This is a genomic window from Pilosibacter sp. NGB245 (assembly GCF_057397225.1).
In genome coordinates, this window is the sequence record NZ_CM171584.1 from 3,199,352 (window position 1) to 3,212,063 (window position 12,712).

Sequence of the window (12,712 nt, forward strand, 5' to 3'; positions counted from 1 at the left end):
TAAAGCTTCTGTATGATCCATTTTGACAATGTGTTTTCTTCCGATCTCTGCCCTGTTTCTTATCCTGAGCAGAGACAGGAAGTGGTATTTACAGCTGAAATGAGGGAGATTTTTTATGAAAGCATGGGAATTTGAACATAAGCTGACGGCGGACGCGGTTCCGCCGGAGCTTCACGACGACAATGAGGCGGACTGGATGGCCTACACGGAAGCCGGCCGCGCCTCCGACAAACAGCTTTTCCACGACTGGGACAATAAGGTTCCGGGATCCAAAGCGCCCTGCGACGTGGTGATCGCCGCGGTGCAGAGCATGCACAACCGGGGATATGATGTGACGGAAGCTGAGAAATTCATGGAGGAAGGCCTGAAGGCGTCCGAGGAAAAGGACGGAGCCGCGATTCAGGTGGCTACCGCGAAGATCTTCCACGCACTGAATGAAGCGCCGAAGGATCCCGCCTCCCCTTACTGGAGCTACAACACCTACCGCACCTTCGCGGATGTAGAAAAAGAGGCTGATTTCGGCCCTGCAGCGCCCTATGACGTCTTTTCCGATGACTTTGCAAAGAAAGTCACCGCAGGATGGATGGGACAGCTCATCGGCGGTTGCCTTGGAACCCAGATTGAAGGTTATACGACAGAGCAAATCCGCAAACGCTTCGGCGAGGTCTACGGATATCTCCGCCGCCCGGAGACATACAACGATGATATCACCTACGAGATCGCCTATCTCGACGGATTCATCGAAAAAGGCTATGACATCACGCCTGCCGACGTTGCCTACAAGTGGCTGGAGCTGATCTCCGACGGATATTCCGCCGAGAAGACGGCCATCGAAAATCTCCGCCGCGGGCTTCTTCCCCCTGAGAGCGGAACAACAAACAACTACTTCTACGACTGGATCGGAGCGCAGATGCGCACCCCGCTTCACGGAATGTTAGCACCCGGAAACCCGAAGCTCGCTGCGAGACTTGCCGCGGACGATTCGATCGTCTCCCACTCCAACAATGGCATGCTGGGCGGGATCTTCAACGCCCTGCTCACCTCCCTCGCTTTCACGGAGGACCATATCCGGACCGTTGTTGAGAAAGCGGTGGACATGATCCCGCATAAGAGCGAATACTACGCAGTCGTAAAACATGCGCTGGATCTCTGCAAGGAAAATTCTTCCTGGGAGCCGGTATGGACGGCCTGCGAGGAGCGTTACAAAGAGTACAACTGGATCCACGCCTATCCGAACGCAGCCGCCGAAGTTATTGCACTCTGGTTCGGAAATATGGACTTTAAGGAGACCTGCCACATCATCGCTATGGAAGGTCAGGATGCGGACTGTACCGCAGCCCCGGTACTGAACGCACTGGCGATCATGATCGGTCTGGATGTCATTGATGACAGCTATATCAAGCCCATCGGGGATAGGATCCTCACGACTATGAGACGGTATCAGGATTTCAAGATCGCTGAGCTTTGTCAGTGGACAACGGATGCGGTGAGGAATGCGGTGAAGAAACAGAAGTAATACGGTTGAGTTTTTGAAACATCTTCTGTCGCTCGGATATTGGTAAGTCAAGCGGATATTCGCAATCCGCTTCGCTACTTGCTCATAACCGAATAACTGCTCCGCAGTTTATCAGAAGGAGCTTGCACTCCTCCTGATACAAGCAAGTCCCCACCCACTGCTTATTGCTTTTCGCAATTGAAGCAGGGGACTTACTTGATTCGGTTAAAAACAGGCTCACTTGATTTCTGGATTTGTATCAAATGGGTCTGTTTTTTTAATTATTTCTTCAATTTTTCTCAGTCCTTAAATATCTCCTTCAGCCTCTTCAGCAGCCCTTCCTCATCATTCTTCCCGATCACCATCGGTGCCCGCCTCCGCACATTCTCCGGCGCATTTCCCATCGCTGCGCCAAATCCTGCCGCACGCATCATGGAAAGATCGCTCTCGCCGTCACCGAAGGCCGCTGCCTCTTCCGGTGAGATTCCGAGTTTTCCACAGAGCGTCTTCAAACCTTCCGACTTTTCCACGCCCGCTGCCGTGATCTCCAGATATTCCGGGTTGGATGCCGCGGACTGAAGATCAGCGAAATCTCTTGCCAGAACCGCCGCCAGCTTTGTCATCACGTCCGGATCTCCCATGAGGAGAAATTTATGAATTCCGCCTTCTGTTTCAAATGTATCTTTAATAGATCCAATTTCAGCCGGAAATCCCACGATTTTCTCTTCCCGCTGCTCTCTCCAATCGTCCCGGTCATCCACGATCCACTTCTCGCCGCCGAAAGTATTGCAGGCAACAGCCGGAAAATCCTTATCCAGCATCGCCTTCAGTTCCAGTGCCCGTTTTAACGGAATCATCTTACTGTAGATCTCATTTCCGTCATCATCAAGGATCAGCCCGCCGCAGAACGCAATGATCGGTGCATGATTCCCCAGCATTCTCTTAATGACCCGCACGCCTTCCGGTGACCGCGCGGAAGTCAGGATAAACGGGATCCCCTTATTCTCAAGATTCAGGATCATCTCCTTCGTCCCCTCCGTGATCTGTCCGTCCGACGTCAGCAGCGTGCCGTCGATGTCACTGAATACGATTTTGCAAGTTTTATCTTTTTCCATCTTTATCTCCATATTTTTGATGTTTATCCGTTGTATTTCCACACCAGTACGACCGCCTGACGCAGTCCGCAGCTTCTCGCGAATGCGCCTTCTCCTATCCCCGCTGCAAAATACTCCTCTCGTTCTCCCGCACTTTCCGTGCCAGCAGCGTATACTGTCTGATCTCTTCCTCTGTAAAATTTCCAAACTTCGCCTGATAGTAATCGTTCTCCGCCGCCTCAAGATCCGGGATCACAACTTCTGATGCCGGAAGAAGTTCCAGTCGGATCTTTCGTTCTGTTCCCCGCCTTCTCGGAAGCTCCGTTACCTCCACCATCTTTTTCGCGGACAGCCGCTGAACCGCCACCGCAAGGTCTCCGCGGCTAAGATCCATAAGATCCGCAAGATTCTTTCTGCTCAGCTCATGGCTTGCATCCTTCAGATATAAAAGCAGAGAAAGTTCCTCCATTGTCATATCATGCTTCAATGCCGCCGACTCCAGATATCTCTCCAGAAGTTTCCGGTCCCGGTATTTATCCACAATGATCCCATCATCGGAGATCACCTCCTGCAGCGCACTGCTCCGCTCCTCTCCGAGCTTCCGGTTTCCGGGGATCGATGCCGGGAAAACAAAGCCGTCCTTCGCTGCATCCACCAGAAAATGGTACACCTGAAGCCGGTTTTTCTCATAATCTTCTTCGTCCAGCACATGCTTATAAAAGTTGTTGTAGTACTCAAACATCATAAGCTTCATCTTCACAGTCTTCGTGATGCTGATCTTCTGGTTCACCAGCGAACCTTTTGTCTTTACATAATAATACACCGGTGTCCTCAGCGCATAGAATGTCTCTGCATAGCGGACATACTCCAGATTGAACATGAAATCCTCACACCAGCTGATCTCCGCATCCATCCGGATCCCGAAGCGGTTTACGAGATCGCGCCGGTACAGCTTATTCCACAGCACTCCATAGTAATAATCCGCCGGATTCTCCATCATAAACGACGCGAATTCCTCCCGGTCGATCACGCAGTCTGACTCGATGTCCCCTTTTCTGGATACCATATCCCCAACGACACGGTAAAAATCGGAGATCACCATATCACAGCCATGTTCCTCTGCCGCCCGGACCATAAGCTTTGTCGCATCCGGCGTCAGCCAGTCATCACTGTCCACAAACTGGAGATATGTTCCCTTTGCCCTTTCAATTCCCTGATTTCTCGTGTCTGAAACCCCGGAATTTTCTTTGTGGATCACCACCACACGCTCATCCGTCTTCGCATACGCATCACAGATCGAGCCTGACATATCTCTGCTCCCATCATCTACGAGAATCAGTTCAAAATCTCTATATTCCTGTCCGAGAATACTGTCCACACAGCGGTTCAGGAATTTTTCCGCATTGTAGACAGGAACAATTATACTGACGGTCGGTTTCATTCTCCTCCTCCATTCTCTATAATAACCTGTTGGAATATCTCCTATGAAATAAATTTACTATACGATCTATCATATCATATTTTTCTCACAATACGCGATTTATTTTTTTTAATTCTCTTGACTTTTGAAAATCTGCGACTATAATAAAGGTCAGTTTCAAATATTTCCTGCGATGATGGGAACGCTCTTAACGAAGGCCTTTCAGAGAGCAGCTGGCTGGTGAAAAGCTGCAGACACCGCGTTACAGACAATCCTCCCGGAGCTAACCACTGAAAGTGTTCCAAGTAGGCTGGTTCGGTTTACACCCGTTAACGTGTTGCCTGTTAATTTTTCATATTTGAAAAACGACGGGATCGAGAGGCTGTTTTTTGACAGCAATAAGAGTGGTACCGCAGAAGTTTCGCTTCTGTCTCTTAAAAATAAGAGACAGGAGTTTTTTTTTGCCAGAAAGCGTTGTCAAGCGGCTGAACAGCCTGCGTGCTCGCACGCAAGGATGTTCAGACATTTGACAACCAAGCCGTCATGAGTAAGCAGGGCGAAAGCCCGGATTACGAATGCCGGCGGAGATTGCGGGAGCACGCAGTGCGGAGCAATTTCCTTTCGCGCACTTTGCCAACACCACCATCAATTCCTTAGTTTCTTATCTGCGAGGGGCAGTTAAGATATATACTTATAATCCATCTATTCTTAAAAGATTTCAGGAGGTCATTATGAAAAAAAGTGCAAAATTATTATCCGCTGTAATGGCAGGCGCTATGGTACTTTCCATGGCTGGATGCGGTTCTTCCAGCAATTCTGCAGAGACAACTGCTGCTGCCGCTGAGACAACAGCCGCTGCTGCTGATTCTTCCGCTGCTGAAAGCAAGGAAGCGACTTCAAACACAGACGCAACCGTAATAAAGCTTGGTACGACCGTAAACGAGCAGGACAGTTTCCAGGTATGTGCTGAGAAATTCGCTGAGCTCGTAAAAGAGCGCACAAACGGCGCCTACGAGATCGAGATCCATCCGAACGGAGCTCTCGGCGATGAGCGTACCATGCTTGAGAGCATGCAGATGGGTACTCTTGATATGGGTATCATCACAAGCGGTCCGTTCGTAAACTTCTCCAGCGCTATGGGCGTTCTTGATATGCCGTTCCTGTTCGCAAACAACGAAGAAGCTTACAAGATCCTCGACGGCGAGATCGGTAAAGAGCTCCTTGCAACTCTTGAAGATGCAGACTTAAAGGGACTTGCTTACGCAGAGCGTGGTTTCCGTAACATCACAAACAGCAAGAAACCGATCACAAACGCAGCAGACGTTGCAGGCTTAAAGCTCCGTGTCATGGAAAACGATGTTTACACAGCAACATTCAAAGCTCTTGGTGTAAACGCAGTTCCGATGGCATGGTCCGACGCTTTAACAGCTCTTCAGCAGGGCACTATCGACGGCGAGGAGAACCCGATCAACGTTATCTACTCCTACAAACTCTGGGAGTCCCAGAAATATGTAACACTTGACCGTCATTCCTACTCCACAGCGATCATCACAATGAGCAATGACCTCTTCAAATCCTTACCGGAAGATGTTCAGACGATCTTCGAGGAATCCGCTCAGGAAGCTGCTGAGTACGAGCGTCAGTGGGTTGCTGATCAGGAAGCTGACCAGCTCCAGGAGATCAAGGATCATGGTATGGAAGTCGTAGAAAACCCGGATGTTGACAGCTTCCGTGCTGCTGTTCAGAGCGTATACGATGCATATCCGGATTACGCTGACTACATCACAAGAATCCAGGATGCTTTAAAGTAATCCCGGTTTCTGGATCGTAACTTTTTGTGCTGATATCCGCTGGCACTGCTTTCGCAGTCGGAATTTCAGCATGTGATCTGACCCGGCTGCCCAGGATCTCCTGTGCAGCCGGTCCCATCTTAAACACATTTCATGGTTACTGTTCACGATAAGCATTTTCCACACCTGCAGGACCTGCCGCCGGCGTCCCCTTACAGACGCATGGCTGCGGAAAACGCCTGTCGTGAGCAGTAACCGCTCAGGATTTAAAAAGGAGGAAACACCGTTGGCTTTCGTTAAAGGTTTTCATAAACTCAGCGATCTCCTGGACACCTTATGTTCCTACATCATCGTTGTCATGCTCGGCGCCATGGTCATCATCACCGGCGCCCAGATCGTCTGCCGTATGGCATTTACCGCTCTCTCCTGGAGTGAGGAAGCGACCCGTTATCTTTTAGTCTGGTCCTCATTCTTAGGTGCAAGCTGTGTATACAAACACAGCGGCCATATCTCCATCACCTTCATCCAGGATATGGTTCCGGCCGCATTCAGTAAGATCTTAAAACTTCTCGTCCATGTGATCTGCTGCATCCTCTTCGTTGTTGTGATCATCTATGGAATGAAATACTTCGGAAAACAGGGAAATCAGCTGTCCGCAGCGATGCGTCTTCCCATGAAATACATTTACCTCTGCATCCCGGTCGGATGCGGCCTCATGTTCGTCCATGCAGTAGATGCAGTTCTCGGACTCTTATTCGGAAAGGAGGAGGCATAAAATGGCAGCATTATTATTTATTTCCTTTATCGTTCTGCTCCTGATCGGTGTTCCGGTCGCATTCGCGATCGCAGCCGCAGCTCTCCTCGTTCTCTTAAAAGGCGATGTAAAGCTCCTGATCCTCGTGCAGCGTATGTTCGCCAGCACCGATTCCTTCTCCCTGATCGCGGTTCCGTTCTTCATCTTTGCCGGTGATCTTCTCGCAAAAGGTAAGGTTTCCAAGGTGCTCGTTGAGTTTGCTGAGTCTCTGCTCGGTATGTTAAAGGGCGGTCTTTCCATCGTATCCGTCCTTGCAGGTATGTTCTTCGCAGCGATCTCCGGTTCCGGTGCCGCTACAACAGCAGCTGTCGGCGCGACTCTGATCCCGGAGTTAAAGAAACGTGGTTATCGTGAAGACTCCGCGGCTGCCCTGATCGCAGCTGCCGGAACGATTGGTGTCGTTATCCCGCCGTCCGTTCCGATGGTCCTTTACGCCGTTATCTCTGAGGACAGTGTCAACACCCTGTTCCGCAACGGTTTCATCCCGGGTGCTTTGATGGGTGTGATCCTCGTTGCGATCTCCCTCTACCAGGCACGCAAGTTTAACTACCCGAAGGGAAAGCCTTTCTCCGTAGGAAATGTGCTCCGCACCTTCAAGGAAGCGATCTGGGGAATCTTAATGCCGCTGATCATTCTCGGCGGAATCTTCTCCGGTTACTTCACACCGTCCGAGGCGGCTGCCGTAGCGGTTATCTACGCGATCTTCGTCTCCTTCTTTATCTACCGCGACCTTGATTTCAAGGGTCTCGTTGAGATCATGAAGGGAAGTGCAAAGACATCTGCCGTTATCATGATCATCATCGCATGCAGCGGTCCGTTCGGCTGGGTTCTCGCAAACTACAAGATCCCGGAAGCCATCGCAAGCGGAGTATTGGGAATCTCCACAAACAAGTATGTGATCATGTTCCTGATCTCCCTGATCATCCTGCTCGCCGGAGTCTTCATGGAGACCTCCTCCGCGATCATTATTCTTTCCCCGGTGTTCCTGCCGCTTGTCAAGGCCATGGGAATCAGCACCGTACATTTTGGAATCCTGTTCGTAGTTGGTATCGCCATCGGTATGATCACACCGCCGGTTGCCATCAACCTGTTCGTTGCTTCCGGTATCACGGGACTTCCGATCGAGCGGATCTCCAAATCTGTTATCCCGTACCTGATTGGACTGATCATCGTATTCTTTATGATCGTATATGTTCCGCTTCTGATCCCCGGACTTATGTAATCGTATAAGAAATCATAATACGCAAAAAAAGTCCGCCAAACCTTTCGATTTGGCGGACTTTCTATTTCCCCATTCACAAGCCGCTCTCTGCGGCTATATCTTTTTGCAGGACCAGCGTCAGGAAATCACTCCGGACAAGTTTCCCGGAGAACTAAACTGCCTGCGCTTCCTCCAGTGTGGTCGTCTCGTACTTGTCGAGGATCACTCTCTGGATCATGTCCCGTGTTCCGGAATTGATCGGATGGGCGATATCGCGGTATTCGCCGTCAGCAGCTTTTCTGCTCGGCATCGCGATAAACAGGCCTTTCTCCCCTTCAATGACCTTAATATCGTGGATCACGAACTCATTGTCCAGTGTGATGGACACAATTGCCTTCATCTTTCCCTCTTTCTCAATTCTTCTCACACGTACATCTGTTACCTGCATAATAACCTCCCCCATCTGCGCTCTCCGCAGATTTTATGTAATCACCGGCCAGTCAATATTTGAATGCCTGTTTTTCTGCCTTTTGCCGCGCCATCCGGAATATCCCGCTTCCGGCCTGCGGCTCCCTTTTTACAGGGTGTATCTCTCGTTCTTCTCGATGACGATCTTCACATCGTCCGGTTTGCCGATATACGTTGTGTTAGCACGGATCGTGTCGCGGCTCTCAACGATGCAGTTCTCAATAACGGTATTATCCCCAATATACACGTCATTTAAGATCACCGAGTTCTTGATGATACAGTTGTTTCCGATATAGACTTTCTTGAAGAGAACAGAGTTCTCAACAGTTCCGTTCAAGATACAGCCGCTGGATACCAGGCTGTTCTTCACGGACGCGCCCGGATTGTATTTTGCCGGCGGAAGATCATCCACCTTAGAGTAGATATCCGGATACTCTTTGAAGAAGTAATTGCGGACTTCCGGTTTTAAGAAGTCCATATTTGTCTGGTAGTAAGCATCGACGGATGCGATGTTGTTCCAGTATGTATTCAGCTTGTACGCATAGATCCGCTTGAGGCCCTTGTAGCGTACCAGAATGTCCTGTACGAAGTCATATCTGTCCTCGTTCGCGCAGCGCTCGATAAGCTCGATCAGCTGACGGCGGCGGACAACATAGATACCGCAGGAGATCGTGTGGGAATCAGCCACCATCGGCTTCTCCTCAAACTCAACGATCCGTCCGTCCGCGTTCGTCTTCACCATACCGAAGCGGGTCACATCCACATCGCCCGGCATGTCCTTGCAGACAACCGTGATATCAGCTTTCTTTTCGATATGATATTCCAAGACCTTATTGTAGTCCAGCTTATAGATACCGTCTCCGGCAGCGATCACTACATATGGTTCGTGGCTTTTCTTTAAGAAGTCCAGATTCTGGTAGAGCGCGTCCGCTGTTCCGCGGTACCAGTCGCTGTGCTCCGCCGTGATCGTCGGAGTGAATACATACATTCCGCCCTGTTTTCTTCCGAAATCCCACCATTTGGAAGAGCTTAAATGTTCATTTAAGGAGCGGGAGTTATACTGTGTCAGTACGGCAACGCTCTGGATATGAGAGTTGCTCATATTGCTTAACGCAAAATCCACGCTTCGGAAACTGCCCGCGATCGGCATCGCCGCGATCGCTCTCTTATTGGAAAGTTCGCGCATCCGCTTGCTGTTTCCGCCTGCTAAAACAATACCGATTGCTCTCATACGATTCCACCTGCCTTTATAATGTAGCCGCCACTCTCAAGCTCGCCGTTCGGATAATCTTCCGCAGCCGTCGCGCCTGAAATTGCTGTATTCTTGCCGATCTTTACGTTTTCCGGAATTACGGAATGTTCACCGACCGTTACAAGATCAAACTGGTAAACCTTCTGGTCGTATTTGCTCGGTGCGTATTCGCCGACGCCAAGGTGTGCCCCGGCTCCGACCTTTACGTCCTCGGCAATGATGGACTTTTCGACCACAGCACCTTTTCCGATCACACTGTCCTGCATGATGATCGAATCCTTGACCACGGCGCCCTCCTCGATCACAACTCCGGATCCGATAACGGAATTCGTCACCTCACCGTAAATCTCGGAACCCTCTCCGATGATACATTTTGTAATCTTCGCGTCAGAAGAGATATACTGTGGCGGGATACGGTCGCTCTTTGTGTAGATCTTCCAGTATTCCTCATACAGGTTGAACTCCGGAATAATATCGATGAGCTCCATATTTGCTTCCCAGTAGGAACCGAGGGTTCCGACATCTTTCCAGTAGCCATTGTACTCATATGCAAAGATCCGTTTGCCCTGCTCGAAGCAGTACGGGATCACATGCTTTCCAAAGTCACAGCCCGGTTCTTCCGAAAGCTTGATAAGAGCTTCCTTTAATGCCTTCCAGCTGAAGATATAAATACCCATGGAAGCGAGGTTGCTTCTCGGATTCTTCGGTTTTTCCTCAAATTCCGTGATCCGGTTGTTGTCATCCGTGATCAGGATTCCGAAACGGCTTGCTTCCTCGATCGGTACCGGCATAGCGGCAATCGTGACATCCGCATTATTCGCTTTGTGATATTCCAGCATGACCTCATAATCCATTTTGTAGATGTGGTCACCGGAAAGGATCAGAACGTATTCCGGATTGTAGGACTCCATGTACTCCAGATTCTGGTAGATCGCATTTGCGGTTCCAGTATACCAGTCGCTGCCTTTGCTTCTCTCGTAAGGTGGAAGAACCGTAACGCCGCCGACGTTGCGGTCTAAGTCCCACGGAATACCAATTCCAATGTGCGCGTTTAAACGTAAGGGCTGGTACTGGGTCAATACTCCCACAGTATCAACACCAGAGTTGATGCAGTTGCTGAGCGGGAAATCAATAATTCTGTACTTTCCGCCGAAGGAGACGGCCGGTTTTGCCACTTTCTGTGTTAACACACCGAGACGGCTTCCCTGTCCTCCTGCCAACAGCATCGCTATCATCTCTTTTTTTACCATGATATCACCTCTTGCTGCTCTTTTTGTCCCATACACTAGTTTCTTAGATGGTGACTCTATTATAGCATACTTTTTAGAAGATGTGAACAAACTTTTCATCCTTTCAATCCCAATTTTGTGTATATTCTGACATTTTTTTCTTTTTGTACGATAAGCAATACAATACCTATGTTTCTGCTTGGTTACATAAGTACCAAAAATGCCGATTCAAAATTGTATAAACCTATTAATACGTTGGATTAAAGGAAATGAGTGATGACGTATCACAGAATCTATGTTAATATAGTAGATACACTACCTGTGCGGGGAATTTCACAGGCAGAGAATACAATTATGGGGGGGATAAGCCATGGAGAAAAAAAAGGGCTTCCAGATGCCGCACACTTACATCATCATTTTTGGTGTCATTCTGTTCGCGGCTCTGCTCACCGTATTTATCCCGTTGGGTAAATACGACACAAAAGAAATCACGTATATGCAGAACGGCGTGGAAAAAACAAGAACCGTTCTGGATCCGGAAAGCTTCCAGTATATTCTGGATGAAAACGGAAACAAGGTGACCAAAGCAGCTCCGATCTTCGGAACCGAAGACTTTGGCGGTCAAGGAATTTTAAACTATGTATTCGAAGGTATGACCGTCGGCGATAAGAATGGTACCGCTGTCGGAATCATCGCCTTCATTCTGGTCGTAGGCGGTGCCTTCGGTATCGTTCTCCGGACAGGAGCGATAGAAAGCGGCATTATGCGGGTCATCGCTTTGACAAACGGACGAGAGATCCTTCTGATCCCGATCCTCGTAGTCCTGTTCTCCCTCGGAGGCGCAGTCTTCGGTATGGGTGAGGAGGCAATCCCGTTCGTTATGATCCTCGTACCGATGTTTATCGCAATGGGATATGACGCAGTTGTCGGAATTATGTGCTCCTACGTATCTACACAGATCGGCTTCGGTTCTTCCTGGCAGAATCCGTTCGGACTGGCTGTTGCCCAGGGTGTTGCCGGTATTCCGGTCATGTCCGGTGCATGGTTCCGTATCCCGTTATGGATCTTCTTCACAGGACTTACGATCGTCTTCACGATGCGCTACGCGGTAAAGATCAAGAAAGATCCGAAGCTCTCCGTTGCGTATGAGTCTGATGAAGAATATAGAAAAGAATTCGCAAAGAACGGCAAAGAGATGCCGCCGTTCACCCTCGGCCACAAGCTTGTTCTCCTCACGGTCGCTGCCTGCATGGTATGGACGATCTGGGGCGTTGTAAGCGAGGGCTACTATATCCCGGAGATCGCTTCCCAGTTCTTCGTGATGGGTCTCGTTTCCGGTATCATCGGCGTTGTATTCAAGCTGAATGACATGAAAGTAAATGATATCGCAAAATCCTTCGACCACGGTGCTGCCGATCTTTTAGGCGCTGCAATGTGTGTCGGAATGGCGCAGGGTATCATCATCATCCTTGGCGGCACAAGCGCAACCGACGGTACAGTCTTAAATACGATCCTTCACAACATCAGTGACGGAATGCAGAATTTCCCGCCGGTGATCTCCGCATGGTTTATGTATATCTTCCAGTCCGTGTTCAACTTCTTCGTTGTATCCGGTTCCGGACAGGCTGCCCTTACCATGCCGATCATGGCTCCTCTCGCCGATCTTGTCGGTGTCGAGAGACAGGTTGCTGTTGTTGCGTACCAGCTTGGTGACGCCTTCACAAACTTCATCGTTCCGACCTCCGGCTGCCTCTTAGGCGCGCTGGCCGCAGCAAAGCTCGACTGGGGCAAATGGGCAAAATTCCAGATCAAATTCCAGGCTGTCCTGTTTACTTTCGGATCCATCGCTGTGATCCTTGCCGTTTTGATCGGTCTCTCATAAAAATCGGTCTGCCTTCGGTATCAGCCATCTGAAGCTAATTCAGGTATAGCAAAAACCCCGTATCATC

General features: G+C 49.7%; 10 protein-coding genes and 1 other annotated feature. Of the genes, 5 read left to right on the forward strand and 5 right to left on the reverse strand.

Annotated features, from left to right (window positions below):
- The first annotated feature begins 115 nt into the window (after positions 1–115).
- Positions 116–1,516, forward strand: coding sequence for an ADP-ribosylglycohydrolase family protein (locus tag ACXMYH_RS14270; protein ID WP_142410585.1), 1,401 nt, complete (start codon positions 116–118; stop codon positions 1,514–1,516).
- Between the two features lie 278 nt (positions 1,517–1,794).
- Here ACXMYH_RS14270 and ACXMYH_RS14275 read toward each other — a convergent pair whose 3' ends face one another.
- Entirely contained in the window at positions 1,795–2,610 is an 816-nt protein-coding gene (locus ACXMYH_RS14275; protein WP_486555132.1) for a Cof-type HAD-IIB family hydrolase, read from the reverse strand.
- A gap of 94 nt (positions 2,611–2,704) precedes the next feature.
- Positions 2,705–4,030: a glycosyltransferase gene (locus ACXMYH_RS14280; protein ID WP_015553026.1), complete on the reverse strand. Its 1,326-nt coding sequence runs from the start codon at positions 4,028–4,030 to the stop codon at positions 2,705–2,707.
- Between the two features lie 163 nt (positions 4,031–4,193).
- Positions 4,194–4,447: a binding site (T-box leader), on the forward strand.
- 293 nt (positions 4,448–4,740) lie between these two features.
- On the opposite strand from ACXMYH_RS14280, the gene ACXMYH_RS14285 reads away from it, so the two are divergent.
- The 3 genes from ACXMYH_RS14285 (at position 4,741) to ACXMYH_RS14295 (ending at position 7,835) form a co-directional block, all read left to right on the forward strand.
- Positions 4,741–5,820, forward strand: coding sequence for a TRAP transporter substrate-binding protein (locus ACXMYH_RS14285; RefSeq protein ID WP_118531136.1), 1,080 nt, complete (start codon positions 4,741–4,743; stop codon positions 5,818–5,820).
- A 265-nt stretch (positions 5,821–6,085) separates the two neighbouring features.
- Positions 6,086–6,574, forward strand: a complete 489-nt coding sequence (locus tag ACXMYH_RS14290; protein WP_118531138.1) for a TRAP transporter small permease — start codon at positions 6,086–6,088, stop codon at positions 6,572–6,574.
- 1 nt (position 6,575) lies between these two features.
- On the forward strand, positions 6,576–7,835 hold the full coding sequence (locus ACXMYH_RS14295; RefSeq protein WP_118531140.1) for a TRAP transporter large permease: 1,260 nt from the start codon (positions 6,576–6,578) through the stop codon (positions 7,833–7,835).
- Between the two features lie 151 nt (positions 7,836–7,986).
- On the opposite strand, the gene spoVG is transcribed toward ACXMYH_RS14295, so the two are convergent.
- The 3 genes from spoVG to ACXMYH_RS14310 form a co-directional block, all read right to left on the reverse strand.
- A complete protein-coding gene (gene spoVG, locus ACXMYH_RS14300) occupies positions 7,987–8,262 on the reverse strand; it encodes a septation regulator SpoVG (RefSeq protein WP_015553023.1) in 276 nt (91 codons plus the stop codon).
- 129 nt (positions 8,263–8,391) lie between these two features.
- Complete coding sequence (gene glgD / locus ACXMYH_RS14305; protein WP_486555133.1) at positions 8,392–9,513, reverse strand: glucose-1-phosphate adenylyltransferase subunit GlgD; 1,122 nt, start codon at positions 9,511–9,513, stop codon at positions 8,392–8,394.
- Positions 9,510–10,784 (reverse strand): glucose-1-phosphate adenylyltransferase, encoded by a 1,275-nt coding sequence (locus ACXMYH_RS14310; RefSeq protein WP_021905186.1) that lies wholly within the window; start codon positions 10,782–10,784, stop codon positions 9,510–9,512. Before ACXMYH_RS14310 ends, glgD begins: the two co-directional genes overlap by 4 nt.
- A gap of 349 nt (positions 10,785–11,133) precedes the next feature.
- Here ACXMYH_RS14310 and yfcC point away from each other — a divergent pair, with 349 nt between their 5' ends.
- Positions 11,134–12,645 (forward strand): putative basic amino acid antiporter YfcC, encoded by a 1,512-nt coding sequence (yfcC, locus tag ACXMYH_RS14315; protein ID WP_486555134.1) that lies wholly within the window; start codon positions 11,134–11,136, stop codon positions 12,643–12,645.
- Positions 12,646–12,712 lie beyond the last annotated feature (67 nt).